26 protein-coding genes are annotated in these 26,550 nt (G+C 59.4%); 14 read left to right on the top strand and 12 right to left on the bottom strand.

Features of this window, described 5'->3' with window-relative positions:
- Positions 1-77: 77 nt before the first annotated feature.
- The 6 genes from H7698_RS11170 to gatC form a co-directional block, all read right to left on the bottom strand.
- Positions 78-458, bottom strand: a complete 381-nt coding sequence (locus tag H7698_RS11170) for a carboxymuconolactone decarboxylase family protein (RefSeq protein WP_194691411.1) — start codon at positions 456-458, stop codon at positions 78-80.
- Entirely contained in the window at positions 455-1,513 is a 1,059-nt protein-coding gene (locus H7698_RS11165) for a calcium/sodium antiporter (RefSeq protein ID WP_194691410.1), read from the bottom strand. The genes H7698_RS11170 and H7698_RS11165 overlap by 4 nt, the downstream gene beginning before the upstream one ends.
- A 46-nt stretch (positions 1,514-1,559) precedes the next feature.
- A complete protein-coding gene (locus H7698_RS11160; RefSeq protein WP_194691409.1) occupies positions 1,560-1,934 on the bottom strand; it encodes a septal ring lytic transglycosylase RlpA family protein in 375 nt (124 codons plus the stop codon).
- A gap of 223 nt (positions 1,935-2,157) precedes the next feature.
- On the bottom strand, positions 2,158-3,603 hold the full coding sequence (gatB, locus tag H7698_RS11155; protein WP_162440083.1) for an Asp-tRNA(Asn)/Glu-tRNA(Gln) amidotransferase subunit GatB: 1,446 nt from the start codon (positions 3,601-3,603) through the stop codon (positions 2,158-2,160).
- A 10-nt stretch (positions 3,604-3,613) separates the two neighbouring features.
- A complete protein-coding gene (gene gatA / locus H7698_RS11150) occupies positions 3,614-5,065 on the bottom strand; it encodes an Asp-tRNA(Asn)/Glu-tRNA(Gln) amidotransferase subunit GatA (RefSeq protein ID WP_162440084.1) in 1,452 nt (483 codons plus the stop codon).
- A gap of 16 nt (positions 5,066-5,081) precedes the next feature.
- Entirely contained in the window at positions 5,082-5,369 is a 288-nt protein-coding gene (gatC, locus tag H7698_RS11145; protein ID WP_007901429.1) for an Asp-tRNA(Asn)/Glu-tRNA(Gln) amidotransferase subunit GatC, read from the bottom strand.
- Between the two features lie 210 nt (positions 5,370-5,579).
- Between gatC and mreB the strand changes: the two genes are divergently transcribed.
- The 8 genes from mreB (at position 5,580) to tldD (ending at position 16,837) form a co-directional block, all read left to right on the top strand.
- Positions 5,580-6,617, top strand: a complete 1,038-nt coding sequence (gene mreB / locus H7698_RS11140; RefSeq protein WP_002555108.1) for a rod shape-determining protein MreB — start codon at positions 5,580-5,582, stop codon at positions 6,615-6,617.
- A gap of 143 nt (positions 6,618-6,760) precedes the next feature.
- On the top strand, positions 6,761-7,888 hold the full coding sequence (gene mreC / locus H7698_RS11135; protein ID WP_194691479.1) for a rod shape-determining protein MreC: 1,128 nt from the start codon (positions 6,761-6,763) through the stop codon (positions 7,886-7,888).
- Positions 7,888-8,379 carry a rod shape-determining protein MreD gene (gene mreD / locus H7698_RS11130; RefSeq protein WP_045061471.1) on the top strand — a complete coding sequence of 164 codons (492 nt, stop codon included), beginning with the start codon at positions 7,888-7,890 and terminating at the stop codon, positions 8,377-8,379. The genes mreC and mreD overlap by 1 nt, the downstream gene beginning before the upstream one ends.
- Before the next feature lie 90 nt (positions 8,380-8,469).
- On the top strand, positions 8,470-9,066 hold the full coding sequence (locus tag H7698_RS11125; RefSeq protein WP_194691408.1) for a Maf family protein: 597 nt from the start codon (positions 8,470-8,472) through the stop codon (positions 9,064-9,066).
- Positions 9,067-9,123: 57 nt separating this feature from the next.
- On the top strand, positions 9,124-10,581 hold the full coding sequence (gene rng, locus H7698_RS11120; RefSeq protein ID WP_162439239.1) for a ribonuclease G: 1,458 nt from the start codon (positions 9,124-9,126) through the stop codon (positions 10,579-10,581).
- A 75-nt stretch (positions 10,582-10,656) separates the two neighbouring features.
- Positions 10,657-14,460, top strand: a complete 3,804-nt coding sequence (locus H7698_RS11115) for a YhdP family protein (RefSeq protein ID WP_194691407.1) — start codon at positions 10,657-10,659, stop codon at positions 14,458-14,460.
- Between the two features lie 67 nt (positions 14,461-14,527).
- Positions 14,528-15,382 (top strand): carbon-nitrogen hydrolase family protein, encoded by an 855-nt coding sequence (locus H7698_RS11110; RefSeq protein ID WP_162439241.1) that lies wholly within the window; start codon positions 14,528-14,530, stop codon positions 15,380-15,382.
- A 12-nt stretch (positions 15,383-15,394) separates the two neighbouring features.
- Complete coding sequence (tldD, locus tag H7698_RS11105) at positions 15,395-16,837, top strand: metalloprotease TldD (RefSeq protein WP_194691406.1); 1,443 nt, start codon at positions 15,395-15,397, stop codon at positions 16,835-16,837.
- Positions 16,838-16,904: 67 nt separating this feature from the next.
- Here the strand turns inward: tldD and yjgA are convergent, their stop codons facing one another.
- Positions 16,905-17,429: a ribosome biogenesis factor YjgA gene (yjgA, locus tag H7698_RS11100; RefSeq protein ID WP_033058015.1), complete on the bottom strand. Its 525-nt coding sequence runs from the start codon at positions 17,427-17,429 to the stop codon at positions 16,905-16,907.
- Positions 17,430-17,537: 108 nt separating this feature from the next.
- Between yjgA and pmbA the strand changes: the two genes are divergently transcribed.
- The 6 genes from pmbA (at position 17,538) to H7698_RS11070 (ending at position 22,901) form a co-directional block, all read left to right on the top strand.
- Positions 17,538-18,884, top strand: a complete 1,347-nt coding sequence (gene pmbA, locus H7698_RS11095; RefSeq protein WP_162439243.1) for a metalloprotease PmbA — start codon at positions 17,538-17,540, stop codon at positions 18,882-18,884.
- 246 nt (positions 18,885-19,130) lie between these two features.
- The gene (locus tag H7698_RS11090) at positions 19,131-19,538 is read left to right on the top strand and encodes a FagA protein (RefSeq protein ID WP_194691405.1); all 408 of its coding nucleotides are present in this window, start codon (positions 19,131-19,133) and stop codon (positions 19,536-19,538) included.
- On the top strand, positions 19,519-20,895 hold the full coding sequence (locus H7698_RS11085; RefSeq protein ID WP_194691404.1) for a class II fumarate hydratase: 1,377 nt from the start codon (positions 19,519-19,521) through the stop codon (positions 20,893-20,895). Before H7698_RS11090 ends, H7698_RS11085 begins: the two co-directional genes overlap by 20 nt.
- Positions 20,896-20,922: 27 nt before the next feature.
- Complete coding sequence (locus tag H7698_RS11080) at positions 20,923-21,363, top strand: hypothetical protein (RefSeq protein WP_162439246.1); 441 nt, start codon at positions 20,923-20,925, stop codon at positions 21,361-21,363.
- 2 nt (positions 21,364-21,365) lie between these two features.
- Positions 21,366-21,977, top strand: a complete 612-nt coding sequence (locus tag H7698_RS11075; RefSeq protein WP_162439247.1) for a superoxide dismutase — start codon at positions 21,366-21,368, stop codon at positions 21,975-21,977.
- A 30-nt stretch (positions 21,978-22,007) separates the two neighbouring features.
- Positions 22,008-22,901, top strand: coding sequence for a ZIP family metal transporter (locus H7698_RS11070; RefSeq protein ID WP_194691403.1), 894 nt, complete (start codon positions 22,008-22,010; stop codon positions 22,899-22,901).
- Between the two features lie 19 nt (positions 22,902-22,920).
- Here the strand turns inward: H7698_RS11070 and H7698_RS11065 are convergent, their stop codons facing one another.
- The 5 genes from H7698_RS11065 to H7698_RS11045 all read right to left on the bottom strand — a co-directional run bounded on the left by H7698_RS11065 (position 22,921) and on the right by H7698_RS11045 (position 26,424).
- Positions 22,921-23,196 (bottom strand): HPr family phosphocarrier protein, encoded by a 276-nt coding sequence (locus tag H7698_RS11065; protein ID WP_162439249.1) that lies wholly within the window; start codon positions 23,194-23,196, stop codon positions 22,921-22,923.
- A 15-nt stretch (positions 23,197-23,211) separates the two neighbouring features.
- Entirely contained in the window at positions 23,212-24,069 is an 858-nt protein-coding gene (gene rapZ / locus H7698_RS11060) for an RNase adapter RapZ (RefSeq protein WP_162439250.1), read from the bottom strand.
- Positions 24,070-24,071: 2 nt separating this feature from the next.
- Positions 24,072-24,536, bottom strand: coding sequence for a PTS IIA-like nitrogen regulatory protein PtsN (gene ptsN / locus H7698_RS11055; RefSeq protein ID WP_162439251.1), 465 nt, complete (start codon positions 24,534-24,536; stop codon positions 24,072-24,074).
- A gap of 12 nt (positions 24,537-24,548) precedes the next feature.
- On the bottom strand, positions 24,549-24,857 hold the full coding sequence (hpf, locus tag H7698_RS11050) for a ribosome hibernation-promoting factor, HPF/YfiA family (protein ID WP_025211856.1): 309 nt from the start codon (positions 24,855-24,857) through the stop codon (positions 24,549-24,551).
- Positions 24,858-24,930: 73 nt separating this feature from the next.
- Positions 24,931-26,424: an RNA polymerase factor sigma-54 gene (locus tag H7698_RS11045; protein ID WP_162439252.1), complete on the bottom strand. Its 1,494-nt coding sequence runs from the start codon at positions 26,422-26,424 to the stop codon at positions 24,931-24,933.
- Positions 26,425-26,550 lie beyond the last annotated feature (126 nt).

Below are 26,550 nucleotides of genomic sequence, written 5' to 3'. Positions count from 1 at the left end.
TGTGCAACAAAGCAGAACCCTGTGGGAGCGGGCTTGCCCGCGATAGCGATCTCACTGTCACTGCAAAAGCCAGGCTATTACGCCGGTTTCTGGTAGGTATCAATTACTTCCTGCGCCGCCCGGAACGCATCGATGGCCGCCGGCGCTCCGGCATACACCGCACAATGCAGCAGCGTTTCACGAATCTCCTCCACGCTGCAGCCGTTGTTCAGCGCACCGCGCACGTGGCCTTTCAATTCCTGCGGGCACTTCAACGACGTCAATGCGGCGAGGGTGATCAGGCTGCGGGTTTTCAGTGGCAAGCCTTCACGGTTCCAGACCGCACCCCAGGCGTGCTCGTTGACGAAATCCTGCAGCGGCTGGCTGAACTCGGTGGCATTGCCCAGCGCGCGGTCGACGAAAGCGTCGCCCATTACTTGGCGGCGGACTTCAACGCCGGGTTTTTTATTGTCGGTCATGGCGATTCCTTTTTGTGGTGTTGGCGACGCCAGGCGCGCAGCGACGTGAACAGCAAAAACGCCACCAGCGCCGGCAGGACGAAAAACAGCATCAGGTGTTCGAGCTTGCCAGCCAGCGGCATACCGGTAGTGAACGACACCACATGCAGGCCGTAAGCCAGGTACAAACCCATAAACAGCAAGCCTTCGGCGCGCGTCACCCGATACCCGGAATAAAACACGGGCAGGCACAACGCCGCGACGCCGAGCATCACGGGCAGGTCGAAATCCAGGGCATTGGGCGATACCGACAAGGGCGTCGGCGCGACCAATGCGGTGACGCCAAGCACACCCAGAAGGTTGAACAGATTGCTGCCGATCACGTTACCCACGGCGATATCCCGCTGGCCGCGCAAGGCGGCAATCAAGGAAGTCGCCAGCTCCGGCAGTGAGGTGCTGACTGCAACGATCGTCAGCCCGATGATTCGCTCCGACAGCCCAAGATCCGTGGCCACCGCGACCGCCGCGCCCAGGAGCAAGTGGCCGGCGTACACCAGCATTGCCAGCCCGGCGACGATCATCAGCAGGCTGCTGATCCATGGCGTATGGCGCGTCGGGTCGTGAGATGGCGGGCGCGCCGAGTGCCGTGACTGGCGCAGCAGCAACGCCAGGTACAACACCAGGGCTGCCAGCAGCACCATGCCGTCGACGCGGGTCAGTTCTTCATTCCACGCGAGCACGAACACCAACAGGCTGGCGCCAATCATCAGCGGGATGTCCAGCCGCACCAGTTGCCGGGAAACCCGCAGCGGGATGATCAGCGCCGACAGGCCAAGGGTTACCAGGATGTTGAAAATACTGCTGCCGATCACGCTGCCGACCGCGATATCGGCGTTCTGCGCCAAGGTGGCTTGCAAGCTGACCGCCATTTGCGGCGCGCTGCTGCCGAGGGCGACGATGGTGAGACCAATGATCAGAGGTCGCACTTGCAGGCGTGCGGCCAGGCGCACGGCGGCGCGAACCATGAGTTCGGCGCCGGCGATCAGTAGAAACAGGCCGCTGAGCAATTCAATCACGCTGCTCAGGGGTAAATCGGCAAGTCCGAAAATAGTCAGCGCTCCGTCAGTCGTCGAGGGCTTGCACGCGAACCCGCGCAGTGCCGCTGCGCACCATGCCCAATCGCTCGGCTGCTTCGTGCGACACGTCAATAATGCGCCCACGCGTGTGCGGCCCGCGATCGTTGATACGGACCACGCAGGACTTGTTGTTATTCAGGTTGGTGACCTTCACTCGCGTGCCAAAGGGTAACTGGCGATGGGCGGCGGTCAGGGAGTTCTTATTGAAACGCTCGCCACTGGCGGTGCGTTTGCCTTGGTGTTTGGCGCCGTAGTAAGAGGCGGTACCGGTCTTGTCGTAGCCGTGTGGATCAATGATGTCGTTGCTGGCACAACCGGCCAGAAGAGATATGAGGGCGCAAAGGCCGAGCAGACGCTTCATTCAAGGTTTCCCGAAAACAAATGTGGGAGCGAGCCTTCGTGGCGAGGGGACTTGTCCCCGTTGGGTCGCGAAGCGGCCCCAAACGGTGAGTTCGAAATGTCTCTGACACACCGAGAACTCAGGTTTTGGGCCTGCTGCGCAGTCCAACGGGGACAAGTCCCCTCGCCACAAAAGCTCGCTCCCACAAGGGTGGAGCCAGATTTGACGGCTGGCTCCATTCTCATCAGCCTTCGAGCTTGCTTTTCAGCAGTTCGTTGACCTGTTGCGGGTTGGCCTTGCCTTTGGAGGCTTTCATGGCCTGGCCGACGAAGAAGCCGAACATTTTGCCGCGCTTGGCTTCGTCTGCCGCGCGGTATTGCTCGACCTGCTCGGCGTTGGCCGCGAGCATTTCGTCCAGCACCGCAGAGATCGCGCCGCTGTCGGTCACTTGCTTGAGGCCGCGCTTGTCGATGATCTCGTCCGCACTGCCTTCGCCATTGGCCATCGCTTCAAAGACCACCTTGGCGATCTTGCCGGAGATGGTGTTGTCCTTGATGCGCAGCAGCATGCCGCCCAGTTGCTCGGCCGAAACCGGCGACTGATCGATGTCCAGGCCCTGTTTGTTGAGCAAGCTGCCCAGCTCTACCATCACCCAGTTCGCTGCGAGCTTGGCGTCACCGCCGATGCTCACGACCTTCTCGAAGTAATCGGCTTGCTCGCGGCTGGTGGACAGAACGCTGGCGTCGTAGACCGAAAGACCGAACTGCTCCTGGAAGCGCTCGCGTTTCTGCGGTGGCAATTCCGGAAGGGTGGCACGCACCTCATCGAGGAACGAGTTTTCGATCACCACCGGCAGCAGGTCCGGATCCGGGAAGTAACGGTAATCGTTGGCTTCCTCTTTGCTGCGCATCGGACGGGTTTCGTCCTTGTTCGGATCGTACAGACGGGTCTGCTGGATCACCTTGCCGCCGTCTTCGATCAGTTCGATCTGACGTTGCACTTCACTGTTGATCGCCTTCTCGATGAAGCGGAACGAGTTGACGTTCTTGATCTCGCAGCGGGTGCCGTATTCAACCTGGCCCTTCGGACGGATCGACACGTTGCAGTCGCAACGCAGCGAGCCTTCGGCCATGTTGCCGTCGCAGATGCCCAGGTAACGCACGAGTGCGTGGATGGTCTTGACGTAAGCCACCGCTTCCTTGGCGCTGCGCATGTCCGGCTCGGAAACGATTTCCAGCAGTGGCGTGCCGGCACGGTTCAGGTCGATGCCGGTGGCACCGTTGAATTCTTCGTGCAGGCTTTTGCCGGCGTCTTCTTCCAGGTGCGCACGGGTCACGCCGACACGTTTGATCGTGCCGTCTTCCAGGGCGATGTCCAGGTGACCCTTGCCAACGATCGGCAATTCCATCTGGCTGATCTGGTAGCCCTTGGGCAGGTCCGGGTAGAAGTAGTTTTTACGGGCGAACACGTTGTGCTGGCCGATCTCGGCGTCAATCGCCAGACCGAACATCACGGCCATGCGCACCGCTTCCTGGTTCAGCACCGGCAATACGCCGGGCATGCCGAGGTCAACCAGGCTGGCCTGGGTGTTCGGCTCGGAACCGAACGTGGTGGAACTACCGGAAAAGATTTTCGACCGGGTGGTGAGCTGGGTGTGAATCTCCAGTCCGATCACGACTTCCCATTGCATGTGTTTCTCCTCAGAAGCCGGTTGGGGTGCGGGTGTGCCAGTCAGTATTCAATTGATACTGGTGGGCAACGTTCAACAGGCGACCTTCCTGGAAATACGGAGCGAGCAGTTGCACGCCGACCGGCAGACCGTCGACAAAACCTGCTGGCATGGACAAGCCCGGCAGACCGGCAAGGTTGGCAGTGATGGTGTAGACGTCTTCCAGGTACGCAGCGACCGGATCGCTGTTCTTGGCGCCGAGCTTCCAGGCCGGGTTCGGCGTGGTTGGGCCGAGGATGATGTCGACCTCATTGAAGGCCGCCATGAAGTCGTTCTTCACCAGACGGCGGATTTTTTGCGCCTTCAGGTAGTAAGCGTCGTAGTAACCGGCCGACAGGGCGTAGGCGCCGACCATGATCCGGCGCTGAACTTCCGGGCCGAAACCTTCGCCGCGGGAGCGTTTGTAAAGGTCTTCCAGGTTCTTCGGATCTTCGCAGCGATGGCCAAACCGCACGCCATCAAAGCGCGACAGGTTGGAGGACGCTTCTGCCGGGGCGATCACGTAGTACGCAGGGATCGCGTGCTGCATGTTCGGCAGGCTGATTTCCTTGATCACGGCACCGAGCTTTTCCAGCTCCTTGATGCTGTTGTGGATCAGCTCTGCGATGCGCGGATCGAGACCGGCGCTGAAGTATTCCTTCGGCACGCCGATGCGCAGGCCTTTGAGCGATTCGTTGAGGCTGGCGCTGTAATCCGGCACCGGCTCGTCGATGCTGGTGGAGTCATTGGCGTCAAAACCCGCCATGCCCTGCAGCAGGATCGCGCAGTCTTCGGCGGTGCGGGCAAGCGGGCCACCCTGATCGAGACTGGAGGCATAAGCGATCATGCCCCAGCGCGAAACACGACCGTACGTCGGTTTCAGGCCTGTCAGGTTGGTAAACGCAGCGGGCTGACGAATGGAGCCGCCGGTGTCGGTTGCGGTGGCGGCCGGTAGCAGACGGGCGGCCACGGCAGCTGCCGAACCACCGGACGAGCCGCCGGGCACGTGTTCCAGGTTCCACGGGTTTTTCACGGCGCCGTAGTAGCTGGACTCGTTGGCCGAACCCATGGCGAATTCGTCCATGTTGGTCTTGCCAAGGGTCACAGCGCCCGCAGCGGCGAGCTTCGCAACGACGGTGGCGTCGTACGGTGCCTTGAAGTTATCGAGCATCTTCGAGCCGCAGCTGGTGCGGATGCCCTGGGTGCAGAACAGGTCTTTGTGGGCGATCGGCGCGCCGAGCAGGGCGCCGCTCTCACCATTGGCCCGGCGTGCGTCAGCGGCTTTAGCCTGCTGGAGCGCCAGGTCTTCGGTGAGGCTGATGAAGCTGTTGAGCTGCGGATCGAGCTGGGCGATGCGCGCCAGCAGGACTTTGGTCAGCTCTTCGGAGGAAAACTTTTTATCGGCGAGTCCGCGGGCGATCTCGGCCAGAGTCAATTGATGCATTGCAGGCTCTTTCCCTTTAGTCGATGACTTTCGGAACCAGGTACAGGCCGTTTTCGACCGCTGGTGCGATGGACTGATAGGCCTCGCGGTGATTGGTCTCGGTCACGACGTCTGCACGCAGGCGCTGGCTGGCTTCCAGTGGGTGGGCGAGCGGCTCGATACCGTCGGTATTGACCGCCTGCATTTCGTCGACAAGCCCGAGAATGCTGTTAAGGGCCGAAGTGATGTGTGGAAGATCGGCATCATTGAGGCCAAGGCAGGCCAGATGAGCGATTTTTTCCACGTCGGAGCGTTCAAGCGCCATGGGAATCTCCAGTGGAAAACAGAACGGACGGCGTCCGTGTGTTAGATTGTCGGAACACTACCGCATTTCTACGGTCATAAGGCCGCGATTGTGGGGGTTGGTGCACAGAAAAGCGGCCAATTTAACATATTGGCGCCTTGCCCAAAATCCCTGTCGTTGTTAGAGTTTGCCGCACTTTTTTACCCACGCGTTGCCTAGGGTCCTTTCCCCATGTTCAAGAAACTGCGTGGCATGTTTTCCAGCGATCTCTCCATTGACCTGGGCACTGCCAACACCCTTATTTACGTGCGCGAGCGCGGAATCGTCCTGAATGAGCCATCGGTTGTGGCCATTCGGACACACGGTAACCAGAAAAGTGTCGTTGCCGTTGGCACCGAGGCCAAGCGCATGCTCGGCCGTACGCCGGGCAACATTGCTGCCATTCGTCCGATGAAAGACGGCGTGATCGCCGACTTCAGCGTCTGCGAAAAGATGCTGCAATACTTTATTAACAAGGTTCACGAAAACAGCTTTCTGCAGCCTAGCCCGCGTGTGTTGATCTGCGTTCCATGCAAATCCACTCAGGTTGAGCGTCGCGCCATCCGTGAATCGGCCCTGGGTGCCGGTGCTCGTGAAGTGTTCCTGATCGAAGAGCCAATGGCCGCTGCGATCGGTGCCGGCTTGCCGGTTGAAGAAGCCCGCGGTTCAATGGTTGTCGACATCGGTGGTGGTACTACCGAAATCGCACTGATCTCCCTGAACGGTGTGGTTTACGCTGAATCCGTGCGAGTTGGCGGTGACCGCTTCGACGAAGCAATCATCACTTACGTGCGTCGCAACTACGGCAGCCTGATCGGCGAATCCACCGCCGAGCGCATCAAGCAGGAAATCGGTACGGCCTACCCGGGCGGCGAAGTGCGCGAAGTTGATGTTCGCGGTCGCAACCTGGCAGAAGGCGTTCCTCGTGCCTTTACCCTGAATTCGAATGAAGTGCTGGAAGCTCTGCAAGAGTCTCTGGCTACCATCGTTCAGGCTGTGAAAAGCGCGCTGGAGCAATCGCCTCCGGAGCTGGCTTCCGATATCGCCGAGCGTGGCCTGGTGCTGACCGGTGGTGGCGCCTTGCTGCGTGACCTCGACAAGTTGCTGGCCCAGGAAACCGGTCTGCCAGTCATCGTTGCCGAAGACCCGCTGACATGTGTTGCTCGCGGCGGTGGCCGTGCATTGGAAATGATGGATAAACACACCATGGACCTGCTTTCCAGCGAGTAAATCGTTGGCATGCATCTATGCTGTTGAGCGCGCAGGCAGCACTTTGCAGTGCTGCCTGTTGGCGTTTATCTTCTGTCAGTCTGCATCCAGGCCGGTTTGATGCCGTATGAATAAAGAAAACATTTGCCTGGGAGGAGCGGCTTATTAAACCGCTTTTCACCAAAGGGCCTTCACTGGGCGTGCGCTTGTTGGTGCTGGTCGTGCTATCGGTCGCGCTGATGGTGGTCGATGCCCGCTTCACACTGTTCAAGCCAGTGCGTAGCCAAATGTCGCTGGTACTGATGCAGTCCTACTGGATCACCGACCTGCCACAGCGGTTATGGCAGGGTGTGGCCAGCCAGTTTGGCAGCCGGACCGAACTCGTCGCCGAAAACGAAAAACTCAAGACTGAAAACCTGCTGTTGCAGGGCCGCATGCAGAAGCTTGCCGCCCTCACCGAGCAGAACGTTCGGCTGCGCGAGTTGCTCAATTCCTCAGCATTGGTCAACGAAAAGGTCGAAGTCGCCGAGTTGATCGGCATGGACCCCAACCCCTTCACCCATCGCATCATCATCAACAAAGGTGAGCGCGACGGTGTGGTCCTCGGCCAGCCGGTGCTCGACGCCCGTGGCCTGATGGGCCAGGTGGTGGAGTTGATGCCCTACACCTCCCGCGTCCTGCTGCTGACCGACACCACCCACAGCATCCCGGTGCAAGTGAACCGTAACGGTCTGCGGGCGATTGCCAGCGGCACCGGCAATCCGGAACGCCTGGAACTGCGTCACGTGGCCGACACCGCCGACATCAAGGAAGGTGATCTGCTGGTCAGCTCCGGCCTGGGTCAGCGCTTCCCGGCGGGTTATCCCGTAGCGACGGTCAAGGAAGTGATTCACGACTCCGGTCAACCCTTCGCCATTGTTCGCGCCGTACCCACTGCCGCGTTGAATCGCAGCCGCTACTTGCTGCTGGTGTTCAGCGACGGTCGTACGGCCGAAGAGCGTGCCAATGAAGCCGCCCAGGCTCAGGAGGCGCTGGATCAGTATGGTGGTGGCCCGGTTATTCCTCCCACCGTGTCGAAACCGGCCATTGTGCCCGCAGCGGTGGCGGCTCCTGCCGCTCCTGTAGCACCGGCTGCCGCAACACCGGCCGCACCGGCCACACCGGTCGCGCCGGTCGCGCCGACCCCGGCCAAACCTGCCGCATCCAAACCTCCTGCCAAACCACCCGCTGCCGCCAAGCCTGCTGCCAAGCCGCCTGTCTCCGCGCCGGCTTCCACTGGGGGACGAGAATAATGGTCGGTACGACTGCTTCCCGAAATGGCTGGATTGTCTGGCTGACGTTTGCCATCGGCATGCTGCTCAGCGTTTCACCGCTACCGCAGTTCATGGAAATTCTCCGTCCTTTGTGGCTGGCACTGCTGCTGGCCTTCTGGGCATTGGCGATGCCGCAGAAAGTCGGCATGGTCACTGCGTGGTGCCTGGGCCTTGCTGAAGATGTGCTGTATGGCACCTTGCTGGGGCAAAACGCGTTGATCCTGACGCTCATCACCTTCCTGGTGCTGTCGCTGCAACAGCGCCTGCGGATGTTCCCGATGTGGCAGCAAAGCCTGGTGATCCTGGTGATCTTCGGCCTCGCACAACTTGTTCAATTGTGGCTCAGTGCCCTGACCGGCAATCGTCAGCCAACGTTGGCGCTGGTATTGCCGGCACTGGTCAGTGCCTTGCTCTGGCCATGGATCAGCTACGGTTTGCGCGGTTTGCGTCGACGCTACAAAATCAATTAATCCGGTCAGGCATTGGCCTGCACCTGTGACCTGTCTCGCCAATAAGGAACAGCATTTGTGAGACAGGGCACTGGACAGGGAGATGTCGTGATGAAACAGCTTTACCTCGCCTCAGGCTCGCCACGTCGCCGTGAACTGCTCACGCAGATTGGCGTGCCGTTCTCCGCCATCAGCGCGGACATCGATGAAACCCCTCTGATTCATGAGTCCCCATCGGCGTATGTCGAGCGCCTGGCGCGCGGCAAAGCCGAGGCCGGGCGCGGCACAGTCCTGTCCGCCGCAGAGTGTTGCGTGCTGGGCGCCGATACTGCCGTGGTGCTGGACGGGAAAATTCTTGGCAAGCCGGTGGACGAAGCTGACGCGTGCGCCATGCTTATGATGTTGTCCGGACGTGAACATGAAGTTCTGACAGCCATCGCACTGCTTGATGGAGAGCGATGCGAGTCGAGGGTAGTGCGCAGTCAGGTGCGTTTTCGCAACATCAGTCCTGAAGAAGCTGCGGCCTACTGGGTCAGCGGTGAGCCTCGGGACAAGGCGGGTGGCTATGGCATTCAGGGGCTCGGCGCGGTGTTTGTTGCCCAGCTCAATGGCAGCTACTCGGCGGTGGTCGGATTGCCGCTGTGCGAAACCGCAGAACTGCTGGGCCATTTCGGCATACCCTGTTGGCAAACCCTTAACGCGCTCTGAGCGTCGTAATGACAAGATGCGGCCATTATCGTGAACATGCCTGAACGAGACCCTGCCATGAGTGAAGAGATCCTGATCAACATCACGCCGATGGAATCGCGCGTGGCGGTGGTTGAAAACGGTGTTCTGCAAGAAGTTCATGTCGAGCGCACGCAAAAGCGCGGGATCGTCGGCAACATCTATAAAGGCAAGGTCGTACGGGTCCTGCCAGGTATGCAGGCGGCCTTCGTCGACATCGGCCTGGACCGTGCCGCCTTCATTCATGCCTCGGAAATTTCCCTGCGCGAAGGCCCGGCGGTCGAGAGCATCAGCGCGCTGGTTCACGAAGGCCAAAGCCTGGTCGTGCAAGTCACCAAAGATCCTATCGGTTCCAAAGGCGCGCGCCTGACGACGCAATTGTCGATTCCATCGCGTTACCTGGTGTACATGCCGCGCACCGCGCACGTCGGTATCTCGCTGAAAATCGAAGACGAAGCCGAGCGTGAACGACTCAAGCAAGTAGTGACCGATTGCGTGGCCAAGGAAGGTATCAAGGAAGCCGGCGGATTCATTTTGCGGACCGCGGCTGAAGGCGCCGGCGCCGATGAAATCCTGATGGACATCCGCTACCTGCGCAGGCTCTGGGACCAGATCAACGACCAGATAAAAACCATCAGCGCACCCAGTGTGATCTACGAAGACCTCGGCCTGGCGTTACGCACCTTGCGCGACCTGGTCAGCCCGAAGATCGAGAAGATTCGCATCGATTCCCGGGAAACTTTCCAGAAAACCACACAGTTCGTCGCCGAACTGATGCCGGAAATTGCCGATCGTCTGGAACACTACCCTGGCGAACGGCCCATTTTTGATCTGTACGGTGTTGAGGACGAAATCCAGAAAGCCCTTGAGCGTAAAGTCCCGCTCAAATCCGGTGGCTACCTGGTGGTGGATCCGGCGGAAGCCATGAGCACCATCGACGTCAATACCGGGGCATTCGTCGGTCATCGCAACCTCGAAGAAACCATCTTCAAGACCAACCTCGAAGCGGCGACCGCCATTGCTCGGCAACTGCGCCTGCGCAACCTCGGCGGGATCATCATCATCGATTTCATCGACATGGAAGATGAAGAGCACCAGCGTCAGGTGTTGCGCACGCTCGAGAAGCAGCTGGAACGCGATCACGCCAAGACCAACATTATCGGCATCACCGAGCTGGGCCTGGTGCAGATGACCCGCAAGCGCACCCGCGAAAGTCTCGAGCAAGTGCTGTGCGAGCCCTGCAGCAGTTGCCAGGGTCGCGGCAAGCTCAAGACGCCGGAAACCGTCTGCTACGAAATCTTCCGCGAAATCCTCCGTGAGGCTCGCGCCTATCAGGCGGAAGGCTATCGTGTATTGGCGAACCAGAAAGTTGTCGATCGTCTGCTCGATGAAGAGTCGGGCAACGTTGCGGAACTGGAAGGATTTATCGGTCGCACCATTCGGTTCCAGGTAGAAACCATGTATTCCCAGGAACAATACGACGTGGTGCTGCTCTGAAACGCTGTGTTGCAAACCAAATAGAACAGCTGGTCTCAGCTTTTAGCAGTTTTAACGCCATGGGAGCCAACTGACATGGACCGTCTGACACGCATATTGGCCGCACTGACCCGCTGGGGTCTGGGCCTGTGCGCGTTGGTTCTGGTGTTGATGGCGCTTTACGTCAGCCTCGGCCGGGAGCTGACACCGCTGGTGGCCGAATACCGGGCCGAAGTCGAGGACAAGGCTGGTGCTGCCTTGGGCATGCCGCTGCACATCGGTGAACTGGAAGGAAACTGGAGCGGTTTTGCGCCCATCCTGCTGGCTCACGATGTGATGGTAGGTGAAGGCGCGAATTCGCTGCGTCTGGATCAGGTGCGCGCCGTGCCTGACCTGTGGGCCAGTTTGCTGGCTCGTGAAGTGCGCATCGCTCATCTCGAACTCAACGGCCTGAAGATCAGCCTCAAGGAAGGCGAGGACGGTCATTGGGCGCTGGAAGGTTTGCCGGTCCAGCAGGATCAACCGCTGGATCCGGAGCAGTTGCTCAATCGCATGCAGATGGTTCAGCAGCTGTCGATTCTCGACAGCCAGGTGACTTTGCAGCCACTGGATCATCCTCCGCTCACCTTGACGTACGTCGGCGTAAATCTGAAGACCGGCGCTTCACGCCAACGAATCGATGCCCGACTGACCCTGCCCGATGGTCAGCCAGTGGCCCTGAGCCTGCGCACCCGCATACGCGCCAGCGATTGGCAGAATGGCGAGGCCGATGCCTACCTCAGCCTGCCGCAAAGTGATTGGTCGAAGTGGCTGCCCGAGCGTCTCACCCAGCAATGGAATTTTTCCGAGATCAAGGCCGGTGGAGAGCTCTGGTTCAATTGGAACAAAGGCGCTCTGCAAAGTGGTGCCGTTCGGTTGAATGCACCGCAACTCAAGGGTGCCTACGCCGAGCGCAAACCGGTCCAGATCAACAATCTGGCGCTCAACGGCTATTTTCAACGCAGTTCCCAAGGCATCCTGGTGACGCTGGATTCTTTGTCGATGAACCTCGGCGAAACCCGTTGGGAGACCCGCCTGCAGCTCAAGCAGACCTCCGCCAGTGGCAAGTCCGATGAACTGTGGCACCTGCAAGCCGATCGCCTGGACCTCACCCCGCTGACCCCGTTATTGAACGCGCTGGGACCACTGCCTGAAGGCGTGGCGACGGCGGTCGAGCGTCTCAAGGTCACGGGTGGTCTGCGTAACGTGCTGATCGACTTCCGGCCCAACGCGACAGACAACAGCAAGTTCAGCTTTGCCGCCAACCTCGACCGCGTAGGCTTCGATGCCTACCACGGCGCTCCAGCGGCGCGTAATGTGAGTGGCAGCATCAGCGGCGACCTGGGTCAGGGTGAGCTGCGCATGGACAGCAAGGATTTTTCCCTGCACCTCGTTCCGATTTTCGCCAAGCCGTGGCAATACATTCAGGCCAACGCCCGATTGACCTGGAAGCTCGATAAAGAAGGTTTCACCCTGATCGCGCCCTACCTGAAGGTCCTGGGCGAAGAGGGAAAGATTGCCGGCGATTTCCTGATCCGCCTGCATTTCGACCATACCCAGGAAGACTACATGGACCTGCGGGTCGGCCTGGTGGATGGCGATGGCAAATACACGGCGAAATACTTGCCTGAGGTACTGAGCCCGGCCCTGGACGAATGGCTGCGCACTGCCATTCTCAAAGGGGCCGTGGACGAAGGGTTCTTCCAGTATCAGGGCTCGCTGAACCATGGCGCCGCTGACACTGCGCGCAGCATCAGCCTGTTCTTCAAGGTTCACGACGCAGAACTGGCCTTTCAGCCGGGATGGCCACATGTAAGCAAGGTCAGCGGCGACGTGTTCATCGAAGACAGCGGCGTGCGGATTCTCGCCAGCAAGGGGCAATTGCTCGATACCCAGGTTCGCGATATCTACGTCAACATTCCCCATGTTCCTGCCGGCAAGAACAGTCATCTGTTCCTTGATGGCGCGTTCTCTGGCGTACTGGGCGATGGTCTGAAGATCCTCCAGACAGCACCGATAGGCACTGCGGAAACCTTTGCCGGTTGGGAAGGCGAGGGCGAGCTGCAAGGTAAGTTGAAACTGGATATTCCTCTGGCCAAAGGCGAGCAGCCGCAGATTCTTGTCGACTTCAAGACCGCCAAGGCACGACTGAAATTGCGCGACCCCGCCTTGGAGCTGACGCAGCTCAAGGGGGATTTCCGTTTCGACAGCGCCAAGGGGCTGAGCGGGCAAAACATTTCGGCGCGCGCTTTCGATAAACCGGTGAGTGCACAGATTTTTGCGGACGGCAGCGCGGGTAATCTCAAGACCCGTGTGACGGCATCGGGTCAGGTGGAGGTCAAGAAACTCACGGACTGGCTGAGCGTCACCCAGCCATTGCCGGTGTCCGGCCTGATTCCTTATCAACTGCAACTGAGCATCGGCGGCCCTGACAGCCAGTTACTGGTCAGCTCCAACCTCAAAGGCGTCGCCGTTGATTTGCCGGCTCCCTTCGGCATGACGGCTGACACGGGGCGCGACACGACATTCCGCATGACCCTGCAAGGCACGGATCGACGTTACTGGGTCAATTACGGCGAGCTGGCGAACTTCACCTATGAAGCGCCGGCCGGAAACTTCAACGACGGACGCGGTGAGTTGCTTCTTGGTGGCGGACGAGCGGTTGTGCCGGGCGCCAAGGGGCTTCGGGTACGGGGCACGCTGTCGGAACTGGATGTCGGCCCCTGGAAAGACCTGGCGGACAAATATGCCGGCCAGGATCCGGGTGGTAGTGCCAAACAGTTGCTCAGCAGCGCAGACTTGAAAATCGGCAAGCTCAGCGCTTTCGGCACGACCCTTGATCAGGCGTCGGTGCAGGTCAATCGCAAACCGGCCGCGTGGGCGTTGCAACTCGACAGTCAGCAGGTAAAGGGTTCGGTCGGTCTTCCCGATGCGAAATCCGCACCGATTGCGATCAATCTGCAAACCGTACGTTTGCCCGCACCGGATCCGACGGTCCTCGCCGACGAAAATTCGCCAGACCCGCTGGCCTCAGTGGACCCGACGAAAATCCCGGCACTGGATATCACCATCAATCAGTTGTACCAGGGAAAGGACCTGGTGGGCGCCTGGTCGCTGAAGGTCCGTCCGACGGCCAAGGGCATTGCGCTGAATACGCTGGATCTTGGGCTCAAGGGGATCTTGTTGCAGGGTAGCGGCGGCTGGGAAGGCACGCCCGGTGCTTCGAACAGTTGGTACAAAGGCCGGATCAGCGGCAAGAACCTCGCTGATGTGTTGAAGGGCTGGGGGTTTGCGCCGAGTGTCACCAGTGAAGATTTCCATATGGATGTCGACGGTCGCTGGCCGGGCTCACCCGCTTGGCTGGCCACCAAGCGCTTCTCCGGCACCCTCGATGCGTCGTTGAATAAGGGGCAGTTTGTCGAGGTTGAAGGCAGTGCCCAGGCCTTGCGAGTGTTTGGCCTGCTCAATTTCAACTCGATCGGTCGACGCTTGCGCCTGGATTTCTCCGACCTGTTTGGCAAAGGCTTGAGTTACGACCGGGTCAAAGGCCTGTTGGTGGCGACAAACGGTGTGTACGTAACCCGTGAGCCGATCCGGATGACGGGGCCGTCCAGCAACATCGAACTTAATGGGACGCTGGACCTGGTGGGCGACAAGGTCGACGCCAAGCTGATGGTCACCTTGCCAGTCACCAACAACCTGCCGATCGCGGCGTTGATCGTCGGCGCACCGGCTATCGGCGGCGCTTTGTTCCTGATCGACAAGCTGATCGGTGACAGTGTGTCGCGGTTCGCCAGCGTCAAGTACACCGTCAAAGGCCCGTGGAAAGAGCCGAAGATCACCTTCGACAAGCCTTTTTGAAATCATGTCTTTGGTCCGATGGAGTAGCATGGCAGCTCCTGTATTGATTTCAAGTAAGGAAAAGGCCATGTCCATAGCGGTGATTCAGATGGTCAGCCAGAGCGATGTACTGGCCAATCTGGCCCAGGCTCGACGTCTGCTTGAACAGGCGGCTGAAGGTGGCGCGCGCCTCGCGGTGCTACCGGAAAACTTCGCCGCCATGGGCCGTCGAGACATCGCTGACATCGGTCGCGCCGAAGCATTGGGAGACGGACCGATCCTTCCCTGGTTGAAACAGGCCTCCCGCGACCTCAAGTTATGGATAGTGGCCGGCACCTTGCCGTTGCCGCCGGTGGATCAACCGACGGCAAAAGCCAATGCCTGCTCATTGTTGGTGGACGATCAGGGCGAAACAGTGGCGCGCTACGACAAACTCCACCTGTTCGATGTGGATGTGGCAGACACTCGCGGGCGTTATCGCGAATCCGATGACTATGCTTATGGCAGTGGCGTCGTCGTGGCGGATACACCTGTCGGCCGAGTTGGCCTGACGGTGTGTTACGACTTGCGCTTCCCGGAGCTGTACAGCGAATTACGCGCTGCCGGTGCGGAGTTGATCACCGCGCCGTCAGCCTTTACCGCCGTGACCGGGGAAGCACATTGGGACGTGTTGATCCGGGCCCGGGCCATCGAGACACAATGCTACGTGCTCGCGGCGGCTCAGGGTGGAACGCACCCCGGCCCCCGAGAAACCTGGGGCCATGCCGCGATCATCGATCCTTGGGGTCGGGTGTTGGCGCAGCAGGATAAAGGCGAGGCCGTGCTGCTGGCCGAACGCGATAGCAGCGAACAGGCGTCCATCAGGGCGCGGATGCCGGTGTCCAGTCACCGGCGCTTTTTCTCGCAGGGCGCACAGCGACCTGCCTCAGAACGACGAATTTAAGGCGTAAAGCATATGAGCGAGTTGTTGTCCTCAGTCAGTGAACACCTCCTGGCGCCCGGCGGCGTCACCATCGAGAGCCTGCAAGGTGTGCTCGGGGATCTGGCCGGCCCGGGCATCGATGCCGCGGACCTGTATTTCCAGGGCCAGATCTCCGAGTCCTGGGCGCTGGAAGACGGCATCGTCAAGGAAGGCAGCTTCAACCTAGATCAAGGCGTCGGCGTGCGTGCACAATCGGGGGAGAAAACCGGTTTCGCCTACAGCAACGCCATCACCCTCGAAGCCCTCGGCGCAGCAGCCCGCGCGGCGCGTTCGATTTCCCGCGCTGGGCAGAACGGCACCGTGCAAGCGTTCACCACGCAAGATGTGGCGCAGTTGTACGGTCCCGACAACCCGTTGGAAGTGATGAGCCGTGCGGAAAAAGTCGAATTGCTCAAGCGTATCGACGTCGCGACCCGGGCCCTTGATCCGCGTATCCAGCAGGTTACGGTGAGCATGGCCGGTGTCTGGGAGCGCATCCTTGTAGCCTCTACCGACGGCAGCCTGGCGGCAGATGTGCGGCCGCTGGTGCGTTTCAATGTCAGTGTTATTGTCGAGCAGAACGGGCGTCGAGAGCGTGGCGGTCACGGCGGCGGTGGTCGTACCGATTACCGTTATTTCCTCAGTGATGACCGAGCCATGGGGTATGCCCGTGAAGCGCTGCGTCAGGCGTTGGTCAATCTCGAAGCTATTCCTGCGCCTGCGGGTACATTGCCAGTGGTATTGGGTTCCGGCTGGTCCGGCGTGCTGCTGCACGAAGCAGTCGGTCACGGTCTGGAAGGCGATTTCAACCGCAAGGGCAGTTCGGCATACAGCGGGCGGATGGGCGAGATGGTTGCGTCCAAGCTCTGCACGATCGTGGATGACGGCACGCTGGCCGGCCGTCGCGGGTCGCTGAGTGTCGATGACGAAGGTACGCCGACCGAGTGCACCACGTTGATCGAAAACGGCGTACTCAAAGGCTACATGCAGGACAAGCTCAATGCGCGACTGATGGGCGTAGCCCGCACCGGTAACGGTCGTCGCGAATCCTACGCACACTTGCCAATGCCACGCATGACCAACACTTACATGCTGGCAGGCGAAAGCGATCCGGAGGAAATCATTGCTTCGGTAAAACGCGGCATCTATTGCGCCAATCTGGGTGGCGGTCAGGTCGACATCACCAGCGGCAAGTTCGTGTTCTCCACCAGCGAAGCGTATCTGATCGAAGACGGCAAGATCACGGCCCCGGTCAAAGGCGCAACGTTGATCGGCAACGGACCTGAAGCCATGAGCAAGGTGTCGATGGTCGGTAATGACCTGTCGCTGGACAGCGGCGTAGGGACGTGTGGCAAGGATGGGCAGTCGGTGCCGGTGGGCGTCGGCCAGCCAACGTTGAAGATTGATGCGATCACCGTGGGTGGCACAGGATCGTAAGAAACATGCATCTCCCGCATAGGAGCTGCCGAAGGCTGCTCCTACAGGGGATGTGGTTGGTCGTTACTCAGCGCAGACCGCGTTGAGTCTCGTCCAGCTCACGGATGTACTTGAAGATTTTACGGCTCGAAGCCGGTGGCTTATTGGTCGCCAATTCGTGCTGGGCCTGACGGATCAGGGAGCGCAGTTGTTGACGATCAGCCTCCGGGTAGTCGACCACGAACTTCTCCAGGACCGCATCGTCGCCCGCGATCAAGCGATCGCGCCAGCGTTCCAGGCCATGGAAACGTTCGTTGTACTGCCGGGTGGAGGCATCGAGTTGATCGAGCAGAGTCAGAATGGCGTCAGTGTCCTGGTCGCGCATCAGTTTGCCGATGAACATAAGGTGCCGTTTACGCGCGATATTCGCGGTGTGCTTGGGCGCATCGGCCAGTGCCCGGCGCATGGCGTCGGTCAAGGGCAGTTTTGCCAGCAAGTCAGGCTTGAGTGTTGTAAGGCGCTCGCCAAGATCAACCAGAGCATGCAGCTCGCGTTTGACCTGGGATTTGCTTTTTTCTCCCGTATCGAGGGAGTCGTCGTAAGAATCAACCATGGTGGCCGTCCGCAAAGAATCGCCGCCATGATAACCAGTCGGGGGCCGCTTGTCCGGCCCGGTCGATCGAAGACCCTCGCCGAAAGCAGAATTTGAGTGGAGAACAGCATGAGTGCAGTTGAAAGCGTCGGCCCACAAGCGTTGCCGGCACTGCAGGAACAAGTCGAGCAGATCATCGCTGAAGCCAAACGCCAAGGCGCCAGTGCCTGCGAAGTGGCCGTTTCCCTGGAGCAGGGCCTGTCGACTTCGGTTCGCCAGCGTGAAGTCGAAACCGTCGAATTCAATCGCGATCAGGGCTTCGGCATCACCTTGTACGTGGGGCAGCGCAAAGGCTCGGCCAGCACCTCCGCCAGTGGGCCGGAAGCCATTCGCGAAACCGTTGCTGCCGCACTGGCGATCGCCAGGCACACCTCCGAAGACGAGGCCTCGGGCCTGGCTGATGCTGCGCTGATGGCCAAGGATCTTAAGGACTTCGACCTGTTCCACGAATGGGACATCACTCCTGAGCAGGCCATCGAGATGGCGCTGACCTGTGAAGCCGCGGCGTTTGCAGCGGACAGCCGGATCAAGAATGCTGACGGCACGACCCTGAGTACGCACCAGGGCTGCCGCGTCTATGGCAACAGCCACGGGTTCATTGGCGGCTATGCATCGACTCGGCACAGCCTGAGCTGCGTGATGATCGCCGAAGCCGACGGCCAGATGCAGCGCGATTACTGGTACGACGTGAGCCGTCAGGGCAATTTGCTCGCCGACCCTGTGAGTATCGGCCAGCGTGCTGCTCAGCGTGCTGCGAGCCGGTTGGGTGCGCGCCCGGTGCCGACGTGCGAAGTGCCGGTGCTGTTTTCCGCGGAATTGGCCGGTGGTCTGTTTGGCAGTTTCCTCTCGGCGATTTCCGGCGGCAGTCTGTATCGCAAATCGTCATTCCTTGAAGGCACTTTGGGGCAGAAGCTGTTTCCGGAGTGGCTGACTATCGATGAGCGCCCGCACTTGATGCGCGCCATGGGCAGCTCGGCGTTTGACGGTGATGGTCTTGCCACTTACGCCAAACCGTTCGTCGAAAAGGGCGAGTTGGTGTCGTACATCCTGGGTACCTATTCCGGTCGCAAGCTCGGTATGCCGAGTACCGCCAACGCCGGAGGGGTACACAACCTGTTCGTCACCCATGGCGACGAAGATCAGGCTGCCTTGTTGCGCCGCATGGGCCGAGGCCTGTTGGTGACCGAATTGATGGGCCAGGGTTTGAATATGGTCACCGGCGACTACTCCCGTGGCGCAGCGGGTTACTGGGTCGAAAACGGCGAAATCCAGTTCGCGGTCCAGGAGGTCACCATTGCCGGCAACATGCGCGACATGTTCAAGCAGATCGTTGCCGTGGGTAACGACCTGGAACTGCGTAGCAACATTCGCACGGGTTCGGTATTGATCGAGCGGATGACGGTGGCGGGTAGCTAACCCTTACCGCAATGCCAAAAAGGCGCACCACCCAATTGGGTGGCGCGCCTTTTTATTTGGGCTCATGAAAAACCTTGTGGGAGTGGGCTTGCCCGCGATGGCGGTGTGTAAGGCGACATGGATGTGGGTATACGGGCCTCATCGCGGGCAAGCCCGCTCCCACAATGAACTCGCTATATCGCTGGGGTTGTGTTGGTTCTCATTATCATCTAATAATAAATCTCATTACCGAATGAGCCCCGGATCATGAGTTCTGCCTTGCACGAGCAGCCCTATCAAGAAAGCTGGCGCTGGATGAGTCGCCAGATTCGTTGCGCAATGGACCCCGACGAGCCGCGCCTGATCGAGCATTACCTGGCTGAAGGCCGGTATTTGGCATGTTGCACGGCGACTTCTCCCTGGACCATCGCCGAGACCTCTTTTCGTCTCCTGCTCGATACTGCGGCCGATGTGGCGCTGCCGTGGCACTGGCGAAGCCTGTGTCTGGATCAGGCCTGGCGTCCATTGCGAGATCTGGAGCGCCTGTCTTTGTGCAAATGCCGACTCAAACGCTGGCAAAGCTACACCTGGCAACTGGCGACCTGCGAGTTGCAACCCTCGATTCCCCTCATAGAACTGGTGCAAGGATTTTCTGATGACCAAGACACGTATTGAGCGCGACAGCATGGGCGAGCTGCATGTCCCGGTAGATGCGCTCTACGGCGCACAGACCCAACGTGCAGTGAACAACTTCCCGATCAGTGGCAAGCCGATGCCCGTTCAGTTCATTCGGGCGCTGATCCTGGCCAAAGCGGCAGCCGCCCGTGCCAACGTTGAGCTCAAGCAAATCAGCGAATCCCAGGGCAAGGCGATTGTCGATGCCGCGCAAGGTCTGCTCGAAGACGACTTCATGCAGCACTTTCCGGTGGACATCTTCCAGACCGGTTCGGGCACCAGCTCCAACATGAACGCCAACGAAGTGATCGCCACGCTGGCCAGCCGTTTGCTGGGCGAGTCGGTCAATCCCAACGATCATGTCAACTGCGGCCAGAGCAGCAACGACATCATCCCGACCACCCTTCACGTGAGCGCCGCGCTGGCATTGCACGAGCAACTGCTTCCAGCGCTGTTGCGGCTTGTAGAGGTCATCGAGCGCAAGGCTGAGGAGGTCCATCACCACGTCAAGACCGGCCGCACGCACCTGATGGATGCGATGCCAGTACGCATGAGCCAGGTCCTCAACGGTTGGGCACAACAGCTCAAGGCCAACATCGGCCACTTGCAGGACTTGCTGCCAAGCCTTCAATCCCTGGCTCAGGGCGGAACGGCGGTCGGCACTGGCATCAACGCCCATCCCGAATTTGCGGCGCGGTTCAGTGAGCAGCTGAGCAAACTGACTCTCGTGCCGTTTACGCCGGGCAAGGATCTGTTTGCGCTCATTGGCTCGCAGGACACTGCTGTCAGCGTCTCTGGCCAGTTAAAAGCCACGGCGGTGTCGCTGATGAAAATCGCCAACGATCTGCGCTGGATGAATTCCGGCCCGCTGGCCGGTCTCGGCGAAATCGAACTTGAAGCGTTGCAGCCTGGCTCTTCAATCATGCCGGGCAAGGTCAATCCGGTGATTCCGGAAGCCACTGCCATGGTCGCCGCCCAGGTGATCGGCAACGACACGGTGATCACCATCGCCGGTCAGTCGGGCAATTTCGAACTCAACGTGATGCTGCCGATCATCGCCCAGAACCTGCTCAGCAGCATCGAGCTGCTGGCCAACTCCAGCCATCTGCTGGGCGAGAAGGCCATTGCCAGCTTCAAGGTCAACGAAGCCAGGCTCAAGGAAGCGCTGTCACGCAACCCGATCCTGGTGACAGCACTGAACCCGATCATTGGTTACCAAAAAGCCGCCGAGATTGCCAAGAAAGCCTATCAGCAGGGCCGCCCGGTAATCGATGTCGCTTTGGAACATACCGACCTGACACGCAGCCAACTGGAAGAGCTACTCAATCCAGAGAAGCTCACTGCAGGCGGCGTGTAATCACCGCAATCGCTTTGGAGGCTCACCATGGAGCATTGGAAACGCACGATCGAAAGGGCAAACCGTTGTTTCATGCTGGGCGAACTGGTCGATGCCCGAGAGGCCTACTTGCAGGCATTGGCGCTGGCCCAAGTGTTGTTCGAGCGCTGGCGGGACGCTGATGAAGCGGTTGCGGCCTGCGTGATCTCCCACCACAACCTGGCGGACTTGCATTTGCGTCTGAATCAGCCGGAGGAGAGCGCCGAGTACTTGTGCGCCATCCACCAGCGGCTGCTGCAGACCATGCAGAACGCGCGACTGGCACCGGCGCTGCGTGAAGCCGCGTTGCGTCAAAGCAGTAAAACCTATGTCGAGCTTTTGAACTTCATCAGTGAGCACGGTGAATACCCTCGTACTCATCGCCTGCTGCACATCGATGCCGCTTCAGCTGCCAATCCACCTGCGTCTCTTCATCATGGAGTTCACTGAAAATGGCTTTTACCTTGCCTGCATTGCCTTACGCCTACGATGCACTGGAACCGCACATTGATGCCAAGACAATGGAGATCCATTACACCAGGCATCACCAGACTTATATCAACAACCTGAACGCAGCCGTCGAAGGCACCGAATTCGCCGAGTGGCCAGTGGAGAAACTGGTGGCTGCCGTTCAGCAACTTCCTGAAAAACTTCGAGCAGCGGTCATCAACCAGGGCGGCGGACACGCCAATCATTCGCTGTTCTGGGAAGTGATGGCACCACAGGGTGGCGGCACACCTGAAGGTGCGCTGGCCAAGGCGATTGAAGAGCAGTTGGGTGGTCTGGACAGCTTCAAGGACGCGTTCACCAAAGCCGCACTGACTCGATTCGGCAGTGGCTGGGCCTGGTTGAGTGTCACCCCGCAGAAGACCCTGATCGTCGAAAGCAGCGGTAACCAGGACAGCCCATTGATGAATGGCAACACGCCCATCCTCGGCCTGGACGTCTGGGAACACGCCTACTACCTGCAGTATCAAAACCGTCGTCCGGAATACATCAACGCGTTTTACAACGTGATCAATTGGCCGGAAGTCGCAGCGCGCTATCAGGCTGCGCTGAGCTAAGTCTTCTATAAATACCAACCAGGGCTGATTATGGGCACTGAAACACTGGCGACCGGAAGTGGACGAATGTTTCGTTACGCGTTGGGATCGCTACTACTGCTGGCTGGCATGTCGTTGTTGTTTGTCCAGGGGCTGGCATGGCTGGATCTTGAGCCGAAACTGATGCGCGCATTACAAGGCGGGGCTATCTGCGCCTTGGGTACGGCCTTGGGCGCGGTGCCGGTTCTGGTCATTCGGCGGATGCCTCAGACCGTGAGCGATACGCTGCTGGGTTTCGGTGCCGGGGTGATGCTGGCGGCGACGGCGTTCTCGCTTATCGTGCCAGGCATCTCTGCTGCTGAAGGTCTGGGTCTGTCGCCTTGGGCCGCCAGTGGCCTGATCAGTTTTGGCATCATGCTCGGCGCGTTCGGGTTGTATCTGGTCGACCTGAAAGTCTCTGGCGCCAGTCCGGAAATGTTGGTCGGCACGCTGGAGCGACCGGTGATTCCGCCGCGGATCTGGTTGTTCGTGTTTGCCATCATCGCCCACAACATTCCCGAAGGCATGGCCGTCGGTGTTTCGGCAGGTGGTGGAATGCCTGATGCCGACAGCCTGGCGATGGGCATCGCGTTGCAGGACGTGCCGGAAGGCCTGGTAATCGCGCTGGTGTTGGCGGGGGCGGGCATGTCCAGGGTGAGGGCATTTCTGATCGGTGCAGCGTCAGGGCTGGTTGAGCCGGTTTTCGCACTGCTGTGCGCCTGGCTGGTCAGCCTTGCTGAGCTGCTACTACCGCTAGGACTGGCGCTGGCTGCCGGGGCGATGCTGTTGGTGGTCACGCACGAAGTCATCCCCGAGTCGCGCAGTAACGGTCACGACAAGCTGGCCAGCCTTGGGTTGCTGATCGGGTTTTGTCTGATGATGGTGATGGATACGGCGCTGGCCTGAGGTTAAAGATCTTTTGGCTTTACTCGCCTTCGCCGAAGTAGTCGTTGATCAACGCTTTGAGATCATCAAGCGCCTTTTGCTCATCTTCGCCTTCGGTGCTGATGTAAATTTTGGTCCCCTTGCCGGCCGCCAGCATCATCATTGCCATGATGCTTTTGCCGTCAACCGTTGATTCCGGCGTGCGTCCTACTCTGATCGTGCAATCCTTGAACTGCCCGGCAACGCCGACAAATTTTGCAGAAGCGCGAGCGTGCAGGCCCAGCTTGTTGATAATTTCGATTTCCAGAGCAGGCATCGCGATGTGAATCCTTTAGCTGAGGTCGCGGTGGCGGACCTGGACGTTCTTCAGGGATTGTTGCAGGGTCTGACCCAGGCGTTCGGTCAGGTAGACGGAGCGGTGATGCCCGCCGGTACAGCCAATAGCGATGGTGACATACGCGCGGTTGCTCGCGGCAAATCTTGGTAGCCATTTGAGCAGGTAGGTGGAAATGTCCTGGAACATCTCCTCTACGTCCGGTTGCGCTGCCAGGTAGTCGGCAACTGGTTGGTCCAGCCCGGACTGCTCGCGCAACTCGGGCTTCCAGTACGGATTGGGCAGGCAGCGCACATCGAACACCAGGTCGGCGTCCACCGGCATGCCACGCTTGAACCCGAAAGACTCCACCAGGAACGCCGTGCCGGGCTCAGGCTGATTGAGCAGCCGCAGCTTGATGGTGTCGCGCAGCTGATACAGGTTCAGGTTAGTTGTATTGACCTTGAGGTCAGCCAGGTCGGCGATAGGGCCCAGTAAATTGGTTTCGTCGGAGATCGCCTCGGCCAGCGAGCGATTGGCGTTGCTCAGCGGGTGCCGGCGACGGGTTTCCGAAAAACGCTTGAGCAGTGTTTCCTCGTCGGCGTCCAGGTACAACACATCGCACTTGATGTGTCGGCTGCGGACTTCTTCCAGCAGCTCTGGAAACCGCGACAGGTGGCTCGGCAGGTTACGCGCGTCGATGGACACGGCCACCAGCGGTTGCGCCAGTTCCGTGTGAATCAGTGCGCGTTCGGCCAATTCAGGCAGAAGCCCTGCGGGCAAGTTGTCGATGCAGTAGTAACCGTTGTCTTCAAGGACATCGAGCGCGGTACTTTTACCTGAGCCGGAACGGCCACTGACAATGATCAAGCGCATGATTACTGACCGTTCTGCTCGTCCAGGACAACCTGATACAAGGCTTCATTGCTCGAGGCACTACGCAGTTTTTCGCGCACTTCCTTGCGATCGAGCATGCTGGCGATCTGACGAAGTAGCTCCAGGTGCGCATCGGTGGCGGCTTGCGGGACCAGCAGAACAAACAGCAGGTCAACCGGAGCGCCGTCGATGGCGTCGAAATCGATGGGGGCGTCCAGGTGCATCAATGCACTGATTGGACTTTCGCAGCCTTTGAGGCGGCAGTGGGGGATCGCGATGCCGTTGCCAAAACCGGTAGAACCGAGTTTTTCACGGGCGACCAGGCTCTCGAAGACATCCTGCATGGCCAGATCCGGCACTTCGCGGTGGATTAGGTTGGCAATTTGCTCGAGGGCTTTCTTTTTGCTGCCGCCCGGCACGTTCACGAGGGAACGGCCGGGGGTCAGGATGCTTTCAAGTCGGATCATGGGTTGGGAGTGTTAACGACCGGTTGCGCCCTGGAGGAGGCTCTGGGTCTTTTCCTTATGCTTTTTGAGTTGGCGATCCAGCTTGTCGGTCAGCAGGTCGATGGCGGCATACATGTCTGAATGCTCTGCGTTGGCGACCACTTCTCCGCCGGGGATATGCAGCGTGGCTTCGATTTTCTGCAGCAGCTTCTCGACAGTCATCGTGACTTGCACGTTTGTGATCTTGTCGAAATGCCTCTCTAACCGGTCGAGTTTTTCGCCGATATAGGTGCGCAGGGGTTCGGTCACTTCCAGTTGGTGTCCACTGATGTTGACTTGCATACAGCTTCTCCTTCGTTGCCAGTGCATAAAGCGGTAGATCAGATGATCTACCACTGGAACGCTGTGGCGTGGCTTACATCAACCGCTTACGTTCGCTCGAAGGCGCGATCCCGAGGGATTCGCGGTACTTGGCGACGGTGCGGCGAGCCACCTGAATGCCTTGTGCCTCCAGTAAACCAGCGATCTTGCTGTCACTCAACGGCTTTTTCTGATTTTCCGCGGCAACCAGTTTTTTGATGATCGCGCGGATCGCCGTGGAAGAGCATTCGCCGCCTTCGGAAGTGCTGACGTGGCTGGAGAAAAAATATTTCAGTTCATAAATGCCCCGGGGGGTATGCATGAATTTTTGCGTGGTTACCCGTGAAATCGTCGACTCGTGCATGCCCACCGCCTCAGCGATGTCATGCAGTACCAGCGGTTTCATGGCTTCGTCGCCATACTCCAGAAAACCGCGCTGATGCTCGACGATCTGGGTGGCTACTTTCATCAACGTTTCGTTGCGGCTTTGCAGGCTCTTGATGAACCAGCGAGCTTCCTGCAACTGATTGCGCATGAAGGTGTTGTCTGCGCTGGTATCGGCGCGGCGAACAAAGCCGGCGTATTGGGCGTTGACCCGCAGTCGAGGCACCGATTCCTGGTTGAGCTCGACCAGCCAGCGTTCGTTGTCCTTGCGCACGATCACATCAGGAACGACGTATTCGGCTTCACTGGATTCGATTTGCGAGCCCGGGCGTGGATTAAGACTCTGAACCAGTTCGATCACCTGGCGCAGTTCGTCTTCCTTCAGCTTCATGCGGCGCATCAGCTGGCTGTAATCACGGCTGCCCAGCAGGTCGATGTAATCGGTGACCAAACGCTTGGCTTCGGCGAGCCAAGGGGTTTTGGCGGGCAACTGGCGCAGTTGCAACAGCAGGCATTCACCCAGGTTACGGGCGGCGATGCCGGCGGGTTCGAATTGCTGGATGCGGTGCAGGACGGCTTCGATTTCATCGAGCTCGATGTCCAGTTCCGGGTCGAAGGCTTCGAGAATTTCCTCGAGGGTTTCGTCCAGATAGCCCTGATTATTGATGCAATCGATCAGGGTCACGGCGATCAGGCGATCAGTGTCGGACATCGGTGCCAGGTTCAGTTGCCATAGCAAGTGGCTTTGCAGGCTTTCGCCGGCGGATGTGCGGGTGGTGAAATCCCACTCGTCGTCATCGTTGCTAGGCAGGCTGCTGGCGCTGGTCTGGTAGACGTCTTCCCACGCGGTATCAACAGGCAATTCGTTAGGGATGCGCTCGTTCCAGTCACCTTCCTCGAGGTTGTCCACCGTAGGGGCGGTTTCCTGGTAGGAGGGTTCCGAAACATCGGCGTTAGGTTGCTGTTCGGCTTTGTCGGCCAAAGGATCGGCGTTGTCGAAGTCGTCGCCTTCTTCCTGGCGTTCGAGCATCGGATTGGACTCCAGAGCCTCCTGGATTTCCTGTTGCAGGTCCAGGGTCGACAATTGGAGAAGGCGGATGGCCTGTTGCAGCTGAGGTGTCATCGTCAGCTGCTGGCCCATTCTCAAGACTAGCGATGGTTTCATGGCAGGGGCTTAAACCTTATTCGCCGGCGCGCTTGCGCCATCCACTACAGGGCGCCGAGGCGCCAAACATAAGCAAATTATATGCCCGAAACCGCAGCGTTTGCCTAGAGCGCTGTAACAATAAAA

Origin of the sequence: Pseudomonas sp. p50(2008), from assembly GCF_015351605.1 — a bacterium.
Taxonomy (GTDB): domain Bacteria; phylum Pseudomonadota; class Gammaproteobacteria; order Pseudomonadales; family Pseudomonadaceae; genus Aquipseudomonas.
Note: the sequence above shows the minus strand (reverse complement) of the source record. Positions and strands in the feature narration are given on the sequence as shown.